The sequence below is a fragment of the Frigoribacterium sp. 9N genome, assembly GCF_902506305.1.
Lineage (GTDB): Bacteria > Actinomycetota > Actinomycetes > Actinomycetales > Microbacteriaceae > Frigoribacterium.
Map to the genome: position 1 here is coordinate 2,115,020 of NZ_LR733392.1, position 17,641 is coordinate 2,132,660.

The following is a 17,641-nucleotide window of genomic DNA, read 5'->3' on the forward strand; positions in this document are numbered from 1 at the left end:
TCTAAGCGCGACCACCGACATGGCGAGAGGGTGCGGGGCGACCACGGTCGCAGGCGGCGTCGCGCGGGGTCAGGGGGACGCGAAGGCGACCCGCGCCTCCTCGGCGAGCTCGGGCTGGTCGGCGAAGACTCCGTCGACGCCGAGCGCCATGAGGGAGGTGAACTCGGCCTGCCAGTCGCCGAAGGCCGCCTTGCCACCGGGGCCGCGGTGGGCCTTGGCCAGGAAGGCGTTCTCGGCGCGGAGCGTCCAGGTGAAGACGTCGAGGCCGGCCGCGTGCGCCCGGTCGACGACCCGACCGTCGGTCGCCCCCTGCGCGTCGACGAGCGTGTGCTTGTCGAGGCTGACGCCGTGCAGGCCTGCGTCGACGAACGACTCGAGCGACTCGGCGTGCAGCTGGTCGCGGTAGCCCACCGAGGTCCGCCCCGCCGCGACCAGGTCGGCTGCAACGCCCGCCTTCTCGAGCAGGTAGACGAGCCGGGCACCGAGCCGCTGGTCGGCCAGACGACCGAGCACCGTCTGCTCGAACGACTCGATGGTCAGCCGCGGGTCGTCGACCCAGCGCCGCTGCCGCAGCTCGTCGGCGAGCAGCTCGCCGAGCGGCAGGCCGATGGAGTCGAAGTAGGTGGCGTGCTTGACCTCGGCGACGAGCCCGACGGGCCGATCCGCCGCGTCGAGCAGGTCGAGCAGGTCGCCCAGCCGCTGGATGCGCCCCTCGCCGTCGTGCGCCGCGCTCTCGGGCCGCAGCTCGGGCAGCCGTTCGCGGATGCGCAGCGTGCTGAGCTCGTCCCAGGTGAAGTCCTCGGTGAACCAGCCCGTGACCTTCGTGCCGTCGATGGTCTTGGTCGTGCGCCGGTGTCGGAACTCGTCGTGGTCGGCGACGTCGGTCGTGCCCGAGATCTCGTTCTCGTGCCGCAGGACGAGCACGCCGTCGCTCGACGCGACCAGGTCGGGCTCGATGGCGTCGGCCCCGAGTTCGATCGCGAGACGGTAGGCGTCCTCGCCGTGCTCGGGTCGGTGACCGCTGGCGCCGCGATGGGCGATGACGAGAGGCGAGGTGGACACCCGGTCACGCTAACCGGCGTCCCCGTGCGCAGCCCGAGCCGCCCGACCTCCCGGCGAGAGGCCGTCGGCGGAAAGAGCGTCTGTGGAGAGACGAGGAGGGGCGGCCCCTGGGGACGAGGCGTCTCGCCCCCCACAGACGCAAAAGATGCACGGCACGCACGTTCGCCCTGCGAGAATGCGGCTCTCATCAGGCAGATCTTCAGCCATTCGTTGCACGACAGGCGTTAGCCTCATCTGTACGGAAACGCCTTCGTGAACCTGCGCGGGCGATCCACACATCCCTAGCGATCAGAAGAGGAACCCCTTGGCATTCTCGAATCCCGGCTTCAGTCAGTCGCCGGCCTTCTCGAAGAACGGCGGGCCCGTCATCCGTCAGCAGCAGGGCGCAGCCCAGCCGGTCGAGTACAACGGCATGACCGCCGAACAGCTGCAGCAGCTCTACTCGCAGCCCGCCGCCGGCCCCACGCAGACCGACCGCATGACCTACGAAGACACCATCACCAAGACGCTGCTCGCGTTCGGTGTCGTGCTCGTCGGTGCGGCCATCGGATGGTTCATCCCGGCCCTCGCCTTCGTCGGGGCCATCGCCGGCTTCGTGCTGGCGCTCGTCAACATCTTCAAGAAGAAGCCCTCCCCCGGGCTCGTGCTCGCCTACTCGGCGGCACAGGGTCTCTTCGTCGGTGGCATCTCGTCGATCTTCGAGAGCCAGTGGGACGGCATCGTCACCCAGGCCCTGATCGGCACCGTCGCGGTGTTCGCCACGACCCTGCTGCTCTTCAAGAGTGGCAAGATCCGCGCCTCGGCCAAGGCCACCAAGGTCTTCATAATCGCGATGATCGGCTACGGCGTCTTCTCGCTGATCAACTTCGGTCTGATGATCTTCGGCGCGAACAGCAACCCCTGGGGCCTCCGCGGCATGGAGATCTTCGGCATCCCGCTCGGCTTCATCCTGGGCATCCTCGTCGTGATCATGGCCGCGTACTCGCTGGTCCTCGACTTCGACCAGGTCAAGACCGGCGTCGAGCGCGGCGCACCCCGCATCTACGCCTGGTCGGCCGCCTTCGGCATCGTCATGACCGTGATCTGGCTCTACGTCGAGATCCTGCGCATGCTCGCCATCCTGCGCGGCAGCGACTAGGCAGCGCGGCGCCACCCGCACCACCCCGAAGCGGGGCTCGTTCCGACAGGGACGGGCCCCGCTTCTGTGTGGGTGGGGGTCGACGGCCGAGTGGGATGGCCGAGTGGGTGGGGGTCGATGGCCGAGTGGGCAGAAGGTGCTGTTCGTGGGCGGGTGAAGAGCGGGTTCTGCCCGCTCGTTCGCGCCCTGGCCCGAGAGCACCCCGAGATCCAGGGACGACGACATCCCGCGGAGACGACGAAACCCCCTCGGGCAGGTGTCTGCCGGAGGGGGTTTCGTCGTCACTGCGCTTCGCGGGAGGTCTCCCTCACTCCACGTTCGCGGCTACTGGTGGGCACCGGGGTCGCAGGCTCCCCCGGAATGACCGGGCTCGATGCTTCGCATCGAAAACAGCCCGGTCATTCCCATTCGATCGTTCCCGGGGGCTTGGAGGTGACGTCGAGCACGACGCGGTTGACGCCGTCCACCTCGTTCGTGATGCGGTTCGAGATGCGGGCCAGCACGTCGTAGGGCAGACGCGTCCAGTCGGCCGTCATCGCGTCCTCGGACGACACCGGACGCAGCACGATCGGGTGACCGTACGTACGACCGTCGCCCTGCACACCCACCGAGCGGACGTCGGCGAGCAGCACCACGGGGCACTGCCAGATCTCGTCGTCCAGGCCGGCCGCGGTCAGCTCGGCCCGCGCGATCGCGTCGGCCGCACGCAGCAACTCGAGTCGCTCGTGCGTCACCTCGCCCACGATGCGGATGCCGAGACCCGGGCCGGGGAACGGCTGACGCCCGACGATGACCTCGGGCAGACCGAGCTCGCGCCCGATCGCCCGCACCTCGTCCTTGAAGAGGGTGCGGAGCGGCTCGACGAGCTCGAACTGCAGGTCTTCGGGCAGGCCGCCCACGTTGTGGTGGCTCTTGATGTTCGCCGTGCCCGTACCGCCACCGCTCTCGACGACGTCGGGGTAGAGGGTGCCCTGCACGAGGAACTTCACGGCCGAGTCGCCCTCGGCCGCGGCCTCGAGCACCAGCGCCTCGGCGGCGGCCTCGAAGCTGCGGATGAACTCGCGGCCGATGATCTTGCGCTTCTGCTCGGGGTCGGTCACCCCGGCGAGGGCGTCGAGGAACTGCTGCTCGGCGTCGATCGTGACGAGTCGCACACCGGTCGAGGCGACGTAGTCCTCTTCGACCTGACGGCGCTCGTCGGCGCGCAGCAGACCGTGGTCGACGAAGACGCAGATCAGCTGGTCGCCGACGGCCTCGTGCACGATGGCGGCCGCGACGGCCGAGTCGACCCCGCCCGAGAGGCCGCAGATGACGCGAGAGTCACCGACCTGCTCGCGGATGCGGGCGACCTGCTCGGCGATGACGTTGCCGCTGTTCCAGTCGGCGGGGATGCCGGCGGCGCGGTGCAGGAAGTTCTCGAGCACGGCCTGGCCGTACGACGAGTGCTTGACCTCGGGGTGCCACTGGACGCCGTAGAGCTTGCGGGCGTCGCTCGAGAACGCGGCGACGGGGGTCGAGGCACTCGAGGCCAGCACGTCGAAGCCCTCGGGGGCCTTCGACACCGAGTCGCCGTGGCTCATCCACGTCGTCTGCGAGGCCGGCTGGCCCGACAACAGCGTGCTGTCGCCCTCGGCGAGCGTGACGTCGGTGGCGCCGTACTCACGTTGGCCGGTCTGCGAGACCTCGCCGCCGAGCGCCTTGGCCATCGCCTGGAAGCCGTAGCAGATGCCCAGCACGGGGATGTCGAGGTCGAAGATGCCCGCGTCGATGCTCGGCGCGCCTTCTTCGTAGACGCTCGACGGGCCGCCGCTGAGCACGATGCCCACGGGGTTCTTCTCGGCGATCTCGGCCGCGGTGATCGTGTGGGGCACGATCTCGCTGTAGACGTTTGCCTCGCGCACGCGCCGGGCGATCAGCTGCGCGTACTGGGCGCCGAAGTCGACCACGAGCACGGGGCTCTGCGCGGTCTCGGGCGCGCGGTCGGCCGGTGCAGGGGCCGTGGCGGCGGTCGTCGCCGACGCCTCGGCGGTCTCGGGTGCGTCGGTCACGCGGGGGCTCCCTCGGTCGTGGGGGTGGTCTCGGCGGTCAGAGCTTCGTACTGCCGCGTCGCGAGCTTGGTCATGTGGCTCTCGACGAAGAACGAGAGCAGGGGCACGACGCCGCCGAGCGCGATGAGGAAGAACCGCGAGAACGGCCACCGCATCAGGCTCCAGAGACGGAAGTCGGCGAAGAGGTAGACGACGTAGAGCCAACCGTGCGCGATGAGGATCGCGGTCGACAGGTTGAAGCCCGTGGTCGAGTCGACCGGCACGAGGAACCCGCCCTGACCGCCGAGCTGCATCTCGAGCTGCAGGGGCGTGTACTTGAACAGCATCTCGAAGATGAGCAGCAGCAGCATCACGCCGGTGACGTACGCCGAGATCTTGTAGAACCTGACGGCACCCGGGATCTTCGGGATGTCGCGTTGCCGGGGCTTCAGAGGCATGGGGACGATTCTAGCCGCGCCCACCCCTGCGCCAGGACGGCACCTGTCGACGTCGAAAGGTCGGGGAGGCGCGGGGTCAGGAGGCGCGGGTCGGCTGGGTCGCGCCGCGCGCGTCCGCCTCGGCCCGCGCCTCCTCGGCTTCTTCGTGCTCGCGCTCGAACGCGTCGCGGACGAGCCGGAACCAGAGGAAGACCGCGAAGCCGGCGAAGACGACCCATTCGATCGCGTAGAAGACGTTGAGCCAGTTGAACTGCACGTCGGACGCCGGAGGCGCGGAGTCGATCTCGCTCAGCGACGCGGGCGCGGAGTCGGAGACGACGTAGCCGCCGTAGACCTGGCCGTCGAAGCCGGGCCACTCGTTGATCAGGGCGGCCACGGACACGACGGTCTGCGCACCGCTCTCGAAGTCGCTCTCGGTCGGCGACTCGGACGGGAAGTAGCGGCCCTCGACCGTCACCGTCGAGGTGGCGGCCACGGACGGCTCGGCGGCCTCGGCGCCCTCGCGGGTCGCGGACCAGCCGAGCCCCACGGGCAGCGAGGCGCCGTTGGCGTCGTCGACGAAGCGGCCGATCAGCCAGTAGCCTGTCTCGCCGCCGTTGACGCGGTCACCGATGACGGCGAAGTCGTCGGGGTCGAACTCACCGGTGACGGACACGCGCTGGGCGCCGAGCGAGTCGGCGAAGGGCGTCTGCGGGGTGGCGACGGACGACAGCACCTTGCTCGTCTCGGTCTCGGGGTTGACGACTTGCACGCTCTCGACGCTGCGCTCGATCTGCCAGTGACCGAGCCAGGCGAAGATCGCCGCCACGACCAGGGCGAGGCCCAGCAGGGCGATCCACCGGGGCCGACGGGCGACGTGCCACATGGTCGCGGGCAGCGGCTCGCCGTCGACGCCGAGGAGGGCGGGGCGCTGCTCGGTCTGGGTCACGGAGGCGATCGTACCTCCCGTCGCCCACGAACCCGCTGGGACGGCGGGGCTCGGGTCAGTACTCGGGATCGCGTCGGCGCGTGGCCCGCTGGTCGCTCTGCTGACCGGCCTGCTCGGCCCAGATCCGGGCCTCGTCGGCGTCCATCGCGTCGAGGTCGTCCAGGTCGTCGTCGTCCGTGCCGTCGACGTCGTCGCCCTCGGCACCGAGACGGCCCGCGGCGCCCCGCCCTGCGGCAGCTCGCGCCGCGCCGGCCCGGACCCGCTCGGTCTCGCGCTCGTCGTCGTCTTCCGTGACCTCGGTCTGCTCGAGGTCGTCGCCGGCGAGCGCGGCCTCCATCAGGGCGATCTCGTCACCGCTGCGCGCCTCGCGTTCGAGGCGACGGGCCTCGGCCTCGGCGCGCTCGGCCTTCTTGCGCGACCGCAGCAGCACCGAGCCGATGCGCTCGCTGTTCGAGGCGAGGACCGGCCCGAGCACCGCCATGATCAGCACGTACAGACCGGCGAAGGGCTGCAACCGCTCGTCGAGACCCGCACCCGCGGACAAGGTCGCCAGGATCAACGCGAACTCGCCCCGGTTGACCAGGATGACCGTGGTGTTGATGCCCGCCTGCGGCCCCAGCTTGTTGAGCCACGCGACGAACTGCCCGGCACCCACGTTGAGCAGCACGGTCATGCCCACGGCGATGGCCACGGGGCCGAGCACGCTCGGGAACAGGGCCGGGTTGAGCCCGAGGCCGAAGTTCAGGAAGAAGAACGCCCCGAAGACGTCGCGCATGGGCAGGGCGAACTGCTCGACCCGGTTGCGGAACTTCGTGGCCCCGATGATCAGGCCGATGAGGAACGCGCCGATCGCGTCGGTCACCCCGAGCACCTCGCCGAGGCCGGCGAAGAGCACGGCCAGTCCGAAGAACAGCACGGTGAAGAGTTCGTCGTCACGTGTGCGCATGAGCCGGGAGACGACGCGACCACCCCATCGGGCCACGCCGAACATCACGACGAGGAACGCGAAGGCGATGCCGAGCTTCAGGATCACCGGCCCGGGGTCGGTCTCGCCGCTGAGCACGACGGACACGATCGCGAGATAGATGGCGATGAAGATGTCTTCGACGACCGTGACGCCGAGGATCATCGGCGTCTCGCGGTTCGCCAGGCGGTTCAACTCGATCAGCAGCTTGGTGACGATCGCACTCGAGGACGTCGCCGTCATGCCCGCGATGATCAGCGCCTCGCGCGTGCCCCACCCGAGCATGAAGCCGAAGATCAGCCCGACGCCCATGTTGATGGCGATGTAGCTGCCGCCCGAGACGATGAGCCGCCCCGCGTTCGAGAAGAATTCGTCTTGGTCGAACTCGAGGCCGAGGTTGAACAGCAACAGGATCAACCCGAAGATGGCGATCAACTCGATGTTGTCGGACTCGAAGCTGAGCGGGAACCACCCCGTGTTCGTGCTGGCGAGCAGGCCGACGATCATGTAGATCGGGATCGACGGCAGGCCGATCAGCTTGCCGGCGCGGCCGAGCACGTACGCGATCAGCAGCAGGATGCCGAGGACGATCAGCTCTTCACCCAGGTGCATCGGCCTAGCCCCCGGGCGGGGCGTCGACCGGCGAGCGGTGCTTGAGCTCGCCCGTGCGGTAGAACGAGAACGCCTTGGCGACCTTCTCGGGTGAACCGGCCACGACGAGCGTGTCACCGGGGAACACCTTGAAGTCGCCCGACGGCGCCGGGTTGGCCGCGTCGCCCCGGACGACCGCAACGACGGTCAGGCCGACGACGCCCTTGGCGCCGAGGTCGCCGAGCGGCTGACCGGCGATGTGGTCGTCGTAGTCGACCGTGAACCAGTCGATGCTGAGGCCGGGGATCTGGTCGAGGGCCGAGAGCGACTCGGTGATGCGCGTGCCGCCGAGCAGTTCGGCGAGCGTGTGCGCCTCGTCTTCGCTGAGGCGCAGCGAGACCTTCTTGACGTGGTCGCCGTCGACGTCGTCGCTGAACGTGATGAGGTCGCTGTGACCCGAGCGGTGCGTGATGACACCGCACTTGCCGCCGTCGTCGGTGATGAAGGTGTGCAGCACACCCACGCCGGGGAGCTTGACTCGACGCACGTCAACCATGGTTCGTCTCCAGTGGACTCGGGGGCAGTCGTCTCAGCCTAGCGGCGGGTTCGGCCGCGGCAGCCGGGCTGCTCACGGTGGGGACAACCCGTCACCCTCCACAGGTGTTCCCGCGTCCGCGGACGGAGGAACCGCGGGAGGCGCGGTGCCCGACGAACGGGCACCGCGCCTCCTGCAGGTGGCCTCGCGAGCGACCGAGCGTCAGCCCTGGCGACCGCCCGGGCTGCCCGCCGAGGTGTCGTCGCCCGGCGTGCCCGCGGGCTCGGTGACCTCTTCTCCCGGCTTGGGCGCGCCTCCTTGGTCGGCACCGGCGACGACCATGTCGTCCTCGTCGAAGCCGAAGGTGATGTCGGGCGCCTCGAGGCGGACGCGGTCCGCCGACTCGTCGTCGGGCTCGAGCTGGCTCGCCCGCTCGGCGGCGACCCGCTTGAGGTAGTTGGCCACCTCGGCCTCGGCCTCGTCGTCGCTCCAGCCGAGCACGCCCGCCATCAGCTTGGCGGCGACGGGAGCGGCGGACTCGCCCCGGTCCCACGCCTCGATCGAGATGCGGGTGCGGCGGGCGAGGACGTCCTCGAGGTGCAGGGCGCTCTCGTGGCTCGCGGCGTAGACGACCTCGGCGCGGATGTAGTCGTCGGCCCCGGGGAGGGGCTCGGCGAGCGAGGGGTCGTCGCGGATGAGGTCGAGGATCTCGTCCGTCGTGGTGCCGTACCGGTTGAGCAGGTGCTCGATGCGCACCTTGTGGACGCCGAACGCCGTCGCGATCTTGCCGCGCTTGTTCCACGCCGCGTGGTACCCCTCGGCGCCGATCAGCGGGATCTCCATCGTGGTGCTCGACGGGATGCGGCCGTCGAGGGCCGCGACGGCCTCGTCGATGGCGTCCTCGGCCATGACCCGGTAGGTCGTCCACTTGCCGCCGGCCACGACGACGAGGCCCGGCACGGTGTGGGCGACGATGTGCTCGCGAGAGAGCTTCGACGTCTGGTCGGACTCGCCCGCCAGCAGCGGACGAAGACCGGCGTAGACGCCCTCGACGTCGGCCCGGGTGAGCGGCACGGCCATGACCTTGTTGACGTGCTCGAGGATGTAGTCGATGTCGGCCGCCGTCGCCGCGGGGTGGGCCTTGTCGAGGTCCCAGTCGGTGTCGGTCGTGCCCACGAGCCAGTGGCGGCCCCACGGGATGACGAACAGGACGCTCTTCTCGGTGCGGAAGATCATGCCCATGTCGGAGTGGATGCGGTCGCGCGGCACCACGAGGTGCACGCCCTTCGACGCCCGCACCTTGAACTGTCCCCGCTCGCCGACCATGGCCTGCGTGTCGTCCGTCCAGACGCCGGTCGCGTTGACGACCTGCTTGGCGCGGATCTCGAAGTGCTCGCCGGTCTGGTAGTCGTGGGCCTTCACGCCGACGACCCGCTCGCCCACCTTGACGAAGCCCTCGACCCGGATGCGGCTCGCCGCGTGGGCGCCGTAGCTCGACGCGGTGCGCACCAGCGACGAGACGTACCGGGCGTCGTCGACCTGGGCGTCGTAGTAGGTGAGGCCGCCGACGACCGCGTCCTTCGACAGGCTCGGGATGGCGCGGAGCACCTGCGTCTTGGTGAGGTGACGGTGGTGGGGGACGCCGGGCGGGCGGCCACCGGTCCAGCTGAAGATGTCGTAGAGCGCCATGCCGGCACCGATGTAGAACCGCTCGTAGACCGGTTTGCTGAGCGGGTAGAGGAACCGCACGGGCTTCACCAGGTGCGGTGCCAGGCGCTGCAACAGCAGGCCACGCTCGATCAGCGCCTCGCGCACGAGACGGAAGTTCAGTTGCTCGAGGTAGCGGATGCCACCGTGCACGAGCTTCGACGAGCGACTCGACGTGCCGGAGCCCCAGTCACGGGCCTCGACGATGCCGACGCTCAACCCACGCGTCACGGCGTCGAGCGCGGAACCCGCACCGACGATGCCACCCCCGATCACGAGGATGTCGAGTTCTTTCGTCTTCAACGCCTCGACGGCTGCGGCCCGTTCGTCGGGGCCGAGCTTCGTGGAGAGCGAAACGGACGCGGACTTGGCCATGCGAGCCTCCATCGTTGGATTCGGTCGGCCCGGTCTCTCGACCGGACCACCCCATCAAACGCTAGTGAGGCTGGTAGGGGGCCACAACCACCTCGACGCGCTGGAACTCCTTCAGGTCGCTGTAGCCGGTGGTCGCCATCGAACGACGCAGCGCGCCCATGATGTTCGACGTGCCGTCGACCGTCGTGGCGGGACCGTAGAGGATCTTCTCGAGCGAGCCGATGGTGCCCACGTGCATGCGTCGGCCGCGGGGCAGTTCGGGGTGGTGCGCCTCGGCGCCCCAGTGGTAGCCACCGCCGGGCACGTCGTCGGCCCGGGCCAGCGCGGCGCCCAGCATGACGGCGTCCGCGCCGCAGGCGATGGCCTTGACCAGGTCGCCCGAGGTGCCCAGGCCCCCGTCGGCGATGACGTGCACGTAGCGCCCGCCCGACTCGTCGAGGTAGTCGCGGCGCGCGCCCGCCACGTCGGCCACGGCGCTCGCCATGGGAGCGTGGATGCCCAAGGAGGCGCGGGTCGTGCTGGCTGCGCCGCCCCCGAACCCGACGAGGACGCCGGCGGCACCGGTGCGCATCAGGTGCAGGGCGGCCGTGTAGGTCGAGGCGCCACCGACGATGACGGGGACGTCGAGCTCGTAGATGAACTTCTTGAGGTTCAGCGGCTCGCTGTTCTTCGCGACGTGCTCGGCGCTGACCGTCGTGCCCCGGATGACGAAGAGGTCGACGCCGGCGTCGACGACCGTCTGGTACAGGTCTTGGGTGCGCTGCGGGCTGAGGGCGCCGGCCACGGTGACCCCGGCGGCGCGGATCTCGGCGAGGCGGTCGCGGACGAGCTCGGGCTTGATCGGCTCGCTGTAGATCTCTTGCATGCGGGCGACCGAGTCGTCGTCGGAGAGCTCGCGGATCTCGGCCAGCACCTGCTCGGGGTCGTCGTAGCGCGTCCAGACGCCCTCGAGGTCGAGGACGCCGAGGCCGCCGAGCTGGCCGATGCGGATGGCCGTGGCCGGACTGACCACCGAGTCCATGGGCGCGGCGATGACCGGCGACTCGAACTGGAACGCGTCGATCGACCACCCGACCGAGACGTCGCGCGGGTCGCGCGTACGCCGGCTCGGAACGATGGCGATGTCGTCGAACGCGTACGCGCGGCGGGCTCGCTTGGAGACGCCGATCTCTACCTCAGTCACCGTGCCACCCTACCGGAGCCGGGGGTCGCGCCCCCGGCCCGGCGGCATCACCGGCGGTAGTTGGGGGCCTCGACGACCATCTGCAGGTCGTGCGGGTGGCTCTCCTTCAGGCCTGCGGCGGTGATCCGGACGAACTTGCCGTTCGCCTTGAGCTCGGCCACGGTGCGGCCTCCGACGTAGAACATCGACTGACGGAGACCACCGCTGAGCTGGTACACGACGTTGTTGAGCGCGCCGCGGTAGGGCACCTGACCCTCGACGCCCTCGGGGATGAGCTTGTCGTCGCTCGGCACGTCGGCCTGGAAGTAGCGGTCCTTCGAGTACGACGTGTTCTTGCCACGCGTCTGCATCGCACCCAGCGAGCCCATGCCGCGGTAGTTCTTGAACTGCTTGCCGTTGACGAACACCAGGTCGCCCGGGCTCTCGTCGCAGCCGGCGAGCAGCGAACCGAGCATGACCGTGTCGGCGCCGGCCACCAGGGCCTTGGCGATGTCGCCCGAGTACTGCAGCCCACCGTCGGCGATGACCGGGACGCCGGCCTCGCGAGCGGCGAGGGACGCCTCGTAGACGGCCGTGACCTGGGGCACGCCGACGCCCGCGACGACGCGGGTGGTGCAGATGGAACCCGGGCCCACGCCGACCTTGATGGCGTCGGCGCCGGCCTCGATCAGGGCCTGGGCGCCGCTGCGCGTGGCGACGTTGCCGCCGATGACGTCGATGTGCGCGAAGCTCGGGTCGGCCTTGATGCGACGGATCATGTCGAGCTCGCCCGAACTCTCGCCGTTGGCGGTGTCGACCACGAGCACGTCGACCCCCGCGTCGCGCAGGGCGCTGGCGCGCTCCCACGCGTCGCCGAAGAAGCCGATCGCGGCGCCGACCCGCAGGCGGCCCTCGTCGTCCTTCGTGGCGTCGGGGTACTTCTCGCTCTTGTCGAAGTCCTTGACGGTGATGAGGCCGCGCAGGTGCCCGGCCTCGTCGACCAGGGGCAGCTTCTCGATCTTGTGCTGCGCGAAGATGGCGATCGCCGAGTCGGGGTCGACGCCCTCGGGCGCGGTGATCAGCGGGGCCTTCGTCATGACGTCGCGGACCAGCGTCGTCGACATCTCGAACGGCGAGACGAATCGCATGTCTCGGTTGGTGATGATGCCGACCAGCGTGCCGTCGCCCTCGACGACCGGCAGGCCCGAGACGCGGAACTGCCCGCAGAGCGCGTCGACCTCGGCCACCGTGGCGTCGGGCGTCGTCGTGACGGGGTTGGTGATCATGCCCGACTCGCTGCGCTTGACCTTGTCGACGTGCGCGGCCTGGTCGGCGATCGAGAGGTTGCGATGGATGATGCCGATGCCGCCCTGGCGCGCCATGGCGATGGCCATGCGCGACTCGGTCACGGTGTCCATCGCGGCCGAGAGCAGCGGCACCGCGACCCGGATGCGCTTGGTGAGCTGCGACGAGGTGTCGGTCTCGCTCGGGATGACGTCGGTGCGGCCCGGAAGCAGCATGACGTCGTCGTAGGTGAGTCCGATGAATCCGAACGGGTCCGGCTGGTCCATGAGTCCCCTTCGAAGGAGCGAGATGAGGGTGGGTGGGTTGGCACCGGATCGCCGTCGAGCCCGGTAGTCGATATTAACCCAGCCCGCGCCTCCTGCATTCCTCTCGGCGGCGCACCCGCCGCATCGCCGAGGAGGCGCGCGCGGCCCCCCGGGACGCAACGGAACGGCACCGTTACCGATCCGACACACGGAAGATTCGTGATTCTCGCTCGACATGGGGGATTCTGTACCGACTCCACTCCGTCGCGCACCTGAAACATGCTCGACACACAGCGGAGTTACTGTCAGCGACGACGACGCCCCGGGAGCAGAACGAGACCGCCCGAATCTCGACGGGGCGCTTCCCACCAGGAGGTTTTGTGAGACTCTCGACGACCATCGCGTCGCGGCCACGGCTGCGGCAGTCCCTGATCGTGACGGCCTCCGCCGTACTGCTCGGACTCCTGGCGACCTTCATGGGGGCCTTCGCCCCGACTGCCGCCCACGCCGCGGCCGCCGCCTGCACCACCGACGCGACGACCGGCTGCATCCAGGGAACGATCAACGACAGCGAGCGGGAACCCGCCTCGGGCGTCGACGTGACCGCGACGAACGCGACCGGCGACGAGCAGACCGCGACCACCGACGACACCGGTCGGTGGAGCATCGCGGTGACCGAGGCCGGCAGCTACACCGTGACGGTCGACCAGGACACCCTGCCCGACGGCCAGTTCCTGGTGAACGCCGACAACGCCGAGCGCACCGTGACCGTGAACCTCGGCGCCACGGCGAGCGCCCTGTTCGCCCTCACCGCCGAGGAAGGCGCCACGAGCGGCGCCGCGACCGCGTCGAGCTTCAACTGGGACCGCTTCGCGCAGCAGTTCGCCTCGGGCATCCGGCTCGGCCTGCTGCTCGCCCTCGCCGCCATCGGCCTGTCGCTGATCTACGGCACGACGGGCCTCAGCAGCTTCTCGCACGGCGAGCAGGTGACCCTCGGCGGTCTGCTGGCCTACTCGTTCACCTCGATCGGGGTGCCGCTGATCCTGGCCGCGGTGCTCAGCACGGTGATCTGTGCGGCGACGGGCTACCTGCAGGACCTCGCGATCTGGAAACCGCTGCGGAAGCGCCGACTCAGCCTCACCCAGCTGATGATCGTGACCATCGGCCTCTCGATCGCCCTGCAGTATGCCTTCCAGTACTTCTACGGCGCCGGCACCGTGCGCATCGACCGCGACAACCCGACCACCGTCGACTTCCTCGGCGTGACCCTCACCGTCCAGTCGTACGTCGCCATGGCGATCTCGGTGGTCGTGCTGGTCGGCACGGGACTGTTCCTGCTGAAGACCCGCACCGGCCGCGCCACCCGCGCCGTGTCGGACAACCCGGCCCTCGCCGCGGCCTCGGGCATCGACGTCGACCGCATCATCCGCCTGGTCTGGACGCTGGCCGCCGGCCTGGCCGGCCTCTCGGGCGTCATGCTCGGCCTCGTGCTCAACGGCGTCAACTGGATGACCGGCCTGCAGATCCTGCTGCTGATCTTCGCCGCCGTCACCCTCGGCGGCCTCGGCACGGCCTTCGGGGCCCTGGTCGGTTCGCTGATCATCGGCATCATCGTCGAGCTGACCAACATCTGGCTGCCCGGCGACTTCAAGTACGCAACGGCGCTGCTGATCCTGATCCTGATCCTCGTGTTCAGACCACAGGGCATCTTCGGGCGAAAAGAACGAGTGGGCTAAGGGGACACGACCATGTACTTCATCGAACTCCTGCGGGCGCTGAGCGCCGAGGCCCTCGCGCCCACGACGGCCGCCTTCGCCATCGCGGCGATCGGCCTGAACATCCACTTCGGCTTCACCGGCCTGATCAACATGGGCCAGGCGGCGTTCCTGCTGCTCGGTGCCTACGGTTTCGCCATCTCGATCAGCAACGGCCTGCCCCTCGGCCTCGCCGTCATCATCGCCCTGCTCTGCTCGTTGGTCTTCGCGCTCATCCTCGGCGTGCCGACGCTGAAGCTGAGGGGCGACTACCTGGCCATCGTCACCATCTGTTCGGCCGAGATCATCCGGTACGTGGGACGGTCGAGCATCCTGACGACCACGACGGGTGGCTCGAACGGCATCCCCGGGGCCTCGTACCGCGAGGCCTTCACCGCCCTCTCGCCGCTGCCCGACGGCCAGACGACGATCCTGTGGTTCACCTACGAGAACAACGGCGTCAACGGCTGGTGGATCCGCATCGCCGGCTGGAGCATCGTCGCCCTCCTCAGCCTCCTGGTCTTCCTGCTCAGCCGCAGCCCGTGGGGCCGCGTGCTCAAGGGCATCCGTGAGGACGAGGACGCCGTGCGCAGCCTCGGCAAGAACGTCTACTCGTACAAGATGCAGGCGCTCGTGCTCGGTGCGCTGATGGGGTCGCTCGCCGGCATCATCTACGTGCTGCCGAGCTCGGTGCAGCCCGACAGCATGGGACGGTCGATGACCTTCTTCATCTGGACGGCCCTGCTGCTCGGTGGTGCCGCCACCGTCTTCGGCCCGGTGCTCGGAGCGATCCTGTTCTTCGTCACCCGCCTGCTGGTGCGCACCCTCGCCGGCGACTTCATCCCGTCGAGCATCATGAACGGCCAGCAGGCCGAGCAGTTCTCGTACATCCTCGTCGGCATCGCCCTCATGCTGCTGATCATCTTCAGGCCACAGGGCATCCTCGGAAAGAAGAAGGAGTTGGCGTTCAGTGTCTGACACCTCGAGCACCACCAACGGACCGGCCTCGAGCGGCAGCACGCTGCCCCGCCGCGAGGGCTACGACTACGACCGCAGCGTCCTGCGTTCGAAGCTCACCACGGTCGAGCGGACCCCCGGGTCGGCCAAGCCCGACCCGATCCTCACGGTCGACAACGTCGTCCGACGCTTCGGCGGCATGACCGCCGTCGACGTCGGCCACGTCGAGGTGCAGCGCGGTGCCATCACGGCGCTGATCGGCCCCAACGGCGCCGGCAAGACGACCTTCTTCAACCTGCTGACCGGCTTCGACAAGGCCTCGTCCGCGCCTACGGCGTTCAAGCGCAGCGGCCCGGGCGTCGCGAAGTGGGTGTTCGAGGGCAAGGCCATGGGCAACGTCGGCGCCGCCAAGGTCGCCCGCTCGGGCATGGTGCGCACGTTCCAGCTCACCAAGGCGCTCTCGCGGCTCACGGTGATGCAGAACATGCTCCTGGGCGCGAAGGACCAGCCCGGGGAGAACTTCTTCGTCGCGATCGTCGCGCCGCTCTGGCGCAAGCGCGAGCGCGAGATCGAGGCCAAGGCCGAGGACCTCCTCGCCCGGTTCAAGCTGCTCGAGAAGAAGGACGACTTCGCCGGCAGCCTCTCGGGCGGCCAGCGCAAGCTGCTCGAGATGGCCCGTGCCCTGATGAGCGACCCGGCCATGATCATGCTCGACGAGCCGATGGCCGGCGTGAACCCGGCACTGACGCAGTCGCTGCTGGGGCACATCCAGAGCCTGCGCGACGACGGCACCACGGTGCTCTTCGTCGAGCACGACATGCACATGGTCCGCCACATCTCGGACTGGGTGATCGTCATGGCCGAGGGACGCATCGTGGCCGAGGGCCCGGCCGACACGGTCATGGACGACCAGGCCGTCATCGACGCCTACCTGGGTGCACACCACGACACCGACCTGGGCGACGACTCGCTGCTCGACGACGCCACGCTCGAACAGCTCGAAGAAGAGGTGGCACGCGAGGACGCGGCCCGCGCGGCCGAGGCGACCAGCGCCTCCTCGTCGACGGGCGGCGTCGCCGGACGCGACCTGCCCGGCCACCCCGACCCCTCGACCCCGCAGGCCACGAACGCGGCCGACGACCAGCTGTCCGACGGACGGCAGAGCGGAGACAAGCGATGAGCACGGCACAGGACGGCGCGGGCGCCACCACCGCGGCCAAGCACCCGGGCACCGAGAAGTTCGCGGGCGTCGAGCCGGTGATGAACGCCACGGACCTCGTCGCGGGCTACCTGCCCGGCGTCAACATCCTCAACGGGTGCGACCTCGTCTGCTACCCGGGCGAACTGATCGGCATCATCGGCCCGAACGGCGCCGGCAAGTCCACGCTGCTCAAGGCGCTCTTCGGCCAGGTCAAGATCCACTCGGGATCGGTCACGCTCGGCGGCACCGACATCACGAACCTCAAGGCCAACAAGCTGGTCGAGGCGGGCGTCGGCTTCGTCCCGCAGACCAACAACGTGTTCCCCTCGCTCACCATCGAGGAGAACCTGCAGATGGGCATGTTCCTGCGGCCCAAGAAGTTCGCCGAACGCCTCGAGGTCATCTACGACCTGTTCCCGGTGCTCGCCGACCGTCGCGGCCAGCGTGCCGGCTCGCTCTCGGGCGGCGAACGGCAGTCCGTCGCCATGGCCAGGGCCCTGATGATGGACCCGAAGGTGCTGCTGCTCGACGAGCCGTCCGCCGGCCTGTCGCCCGTGCGCCAGGACGAGACGTTCATCCGCACCCGCCGCATCAACAAGGCCGGCGTCTCGGTGATCATGGTCGAACAGAACGCCCGCCGCTGCCTGCAGATCTGTGACCGCGGCTACGTCCTCGACCAGGGCCGCAACGCCTACTCGGGCACCGGCCGCGAGCTGGCCGACGACCCCAAGGTCATCGAGCTCTACCTCGGCACCCTGGCGAAGGACGTCGACGCGTCCTGACGCCCCCGGTGGCGCCCTGAGGCCCCGATCACGCCCCGGCGTGGTCGGGGCCTCGTGCGTGCGTCCGGCGTCGGGGGCCGGGCGCCGGGCGCCGGCGTCTGGCGCCGGGCGCTGGCGTCGGGCGCTGGCGTCGGGGACGCGGGTGCTGCGCGCCGCGTTTCGTGCAGCGCACCCGGTCTCGACGCGGTGCAGTGCACGAAACGCGGTGCGGAGGGAGTGCGACGCCACGCCCGGTGGGGCCAGGGGACGAGGAGGCGCGGCCCCGGTGGGCGCGGACGTCGCGACCGTCCTGCGGCCCGCCTCCGCGCCTCCCTGGCACGCAGAAGGGCCTTGGCGCCGGGACGTGCCGTCGTGCACACCGCGTTTCGTGCACCGCACCCGGTCTCGACGCGGTGCGGTGCACGAAACGCGGTGTGACGAGGTGTGGGGCGGGGCGGACAGGTGCTGGGC

Annotated in this window: 14 protein-coding genes; 5 read left to right on the top strand and 9 right to left on the bottom strand. The window is 69.7% G+C overall.

Annotated elements, in window-relative coordinates:
* Nucleotides 1-69 precede the first annotated feature (69 nt).
* Nucleotides 70-1,062 carry a glycerophosphodiester phosphodiesterase family protein gene (locus ARTHRO9V_RS12940; protein ID WP_159827775.1) on the bottom strand — a complete coding sequence of 331 codons (993 nt, stop codon included), beginning with the start codon at nucleotides 1,060-1,062 and terminating at the stop codon, nucleotides 70-72.
* 304 nt (nucleotides 1,063-1,366) lie between these two features.
* On the opposite strand from ARTHRO9V_RS12940, the gene ARTHRO9V_RS12945 reads away from it, so the two are divergent.
* The gene (locus tag ARTHRO9V_RS12945) at nucleotides 1,367-2,200 is read left to right on the top strand and encodes a Bax inhibitor-1/YccA family protein (protein WP_159827778.1); all 834 of its coding nucleotides are present in this window, start codon (nucleotides 1,367-1,369) and stop codon (nucleotides 2,198-2,200) included.
* 398 nt (nucleotides 2,201-2,598) lie between these two features.
* Here the strand turns inward: ARTHRO9V_RS12945 and guaA are convergent, their stop codons facing one another.
* From guaA to guaB, 8 genes are all read right to left on the bottom strand, one after another.
* A complete protein-coding gene (gene guaA, locus ARTHRO9V_RS12950; RefSeq protein ID WP_200412454.1) occupies nucleotides 2,599-4,152 on the bottom strand; it encodes a glutamine-hydrolyzing GMP synthase in 1,554 nt (517 codons plus the stop codon).
* A 92-nt stretch (nucleotides 4,153-4,244) separates the two neighbouring features.
* Nucleotides 4,245-4,685: a DUF3817 domain-containing protein gene (locus tag ARTHRO9V_RS12955; RefSeq protein ID WP_043595742.1), complete on the bottom strand. Its 441-nt coding sequence runs from the start codon at nucleotides 4,683-4,685 to the stop codon at nucleotides 4,245-4,247.
* A gap of 76 nt (nucleotides 4,686-4,761) precedes the next feature.
* Nucleotides 4,762-5,613: an SURF1 family protein gene (locus tag ARTHRO9V_RS12960; protein WP_056043434.1), complete on the bottom strand. Its 852-nt coding sequence runs from the start codon at nucleotides 5,611-5,613 to the stop codon at nucleotides 4,762-4,764.
* 55 nt (nucleotides 5,614-5,668) lie between these two features.
* Nucleotides 5,669-7,189, bottom strand: coding sequence for a cation:proton antiporter (locus tag ARTHRO9V_RS12965; RefSeq protein WP_159827784.1), 1,521 nt, complete (start codon nucleotides 7,187-7,189; stop codon nucleotides 5,669-5,671).
* Between the two features lie 4 nt (nucleotides 7,190-7,193).
* Nucleotides 7,194-7,724, bottom strand: a complete 531-nt coding sequence (locus tag ARTHRO9V_RS12970) for a cation:proton antiporter regulatory subunit (RefSeq protein WP_043595745.1) — start codon at nucleotides 7,722-7,724, stop codon at nucleotides 7,194-7,196.
* 201 nt (nucleotides 7,725-7,925) lie between these two features.
* Entirely contained in the window at nucleotides 7,926-9,785 is a 1,860-nt protein-coding gene (locus ARTHRO9V_RS12975; protein ID WP_159827787.1) for a glycerol-3-phosphate dehydrogenase/oxidase, read from the bottom strand.
* 61 nt (nucleotides 9,786-9,846) lie between these two features.
* The gene (locus ARTHRO9V_RS12980) at nucleotides 9,847-10,968 is read right to left on the bottom strand and encodes a GuaB3 family IMP dehydrogenase-related protein (RefSeq protein ID WP_056043439.1); all 1,122 of its coding nucleotides are present in this window, start codon (nucleotides 10,966-10,968) and stop codon (nucleotides 9,847-9,849) included.
* A 47-nt stretch (nucleotides 10,969-11,015) separates the two neighbouring features.
* Nucleotides 11,016-12,518, bottom strand: coding sequence for an IMP dehydrogenase (gene guaB, locus ARTHRO9V_RS12985; RefSeq protein ID WP_123571262.1), 1,503 nt, complete (start codon nucleotides 12,516-12,518; stop codon nucleotides 11,016-11,018).
* A gap of 359 nt (nucleotides 12,519-12,877) precedes the next feature.
* On the opposite strand from guaB, the gene ARTHRO9V_RS12990 reads away from it, so the two are divergent.
* The 4 genes from ARTHRO9V_RS12990 to ARTHRO9V_RS13005 all read left to right on the top strand — a co-directional run bounded on the left by ARTHRO9V_RS12990 (nucleotide 12,878) and on the right by ARTHRO9V_RS13005 (nucleotide 17,191).
* Nucleotides 12,878-14,233, top strand: a complete 1,356-nt coding sequence (locus ARTHRO9V_RS12990) for a branched-chain amino acid ABC transporter permease (protein WP_056043445.1) — start codon at nucleotides 12,878-12,880, stop codon at nucleotides 14,231-14,233.
* Nucleotides 14,234-14,245: 12 nt separating this feature from the next.
* A complete protein-coding gene (locus tag ARTHRO9V_RS12995) occupies nucleotides 14,246-15,229 on the top strand; it encodes a branched-chain amino acid ABC transporter permease (protein WP_056043448.1) in 984 nt (327 codons plus the stop codon).
* A 43-nt stretch (nucleotides 15,230-15,272) separates the two neighbouring features.
* Entirely contained in the window at nucleotides 15,273-16,388 is a 1,116-nt protein-coding gene (locus tag ARTHRO9V_RS13000) for an ABC transporter ATP-binding protein (protein WP_123571475.1), read from the top strand.
* Nucleotides 16,389-16,468: 80 nt separating this feature from the next.
* The gene (locus ARTHRO9V_RS13005; protein WP_043595993.1) at nucleotides 16,469-17,191 is read left to right on the top strand and encodes an ABC transporter ATP-binding protein; all 723 of its coding nucleotides are present in this window, start codon (nucleotides 16,469-16,471) and stop codon (nucleotides 17,189-17,191) included.
* Nucleotides 17,192-17,641: the final 450 nt, after the last annotated feature.

Excerpts from the sequence above, each read along its gene's own strand:
- ARTHRO9V_RS12955 (WP_043595742.1), bottom strand. The coding sequence starts at position 4,685 with ATGCCTCTGAAGCCCCGGCAACGCGACATCCCGAAGATCCCGGGTGCC.
- ARTHRO9V_RS12970 (WP_043595745.1), bottom strand. The coding sequence starts at position 7,724 with ATGGTTGACGTGCGTCGAGTCAAGCTCCCCGGCGTGGGTGTGCTGCAC.
- ARTHRO9V_RS12975 (WP_159827787.1), bottom strand. The coding sequence starts at position 9,785 with ATGGCCAAGTCCGCGTCCGTTTCGCTCTCCACGAAGCTCGGCCCCGAC.
- ARTHRO9V_RS12965 (WP_159827784.1), bottom strand. The coding sequence starts at position 7,189 with ATGCACCTGGGTGAAGAGCTGATCGTCCTCGGCATCCTGCTGCTGATC.
- ARTHRO9V_RS12995 (WP_056043448.1), top strand. The coding sequence starts at position 14,246 with ATGTACTTCATCGAACTCCTGCGGGCGCTGAGCGCCGAGGCCCTCGCG.
- guaB (WP_123571262.1), bottom strand. The coding sequence starts at position 12,518 with ATGGACCAGCCGGACCCGTTCGGATTCATCGGACTCACCTACGACGAC.
- ARTHRO9V_RS13005 (WP_043595993.1), top strand. The coding sequence starts at position 16,469 with ATGAACGCCACGGACCTCGTCGCGGGCTACCTGCCCGGCGTCAACATC.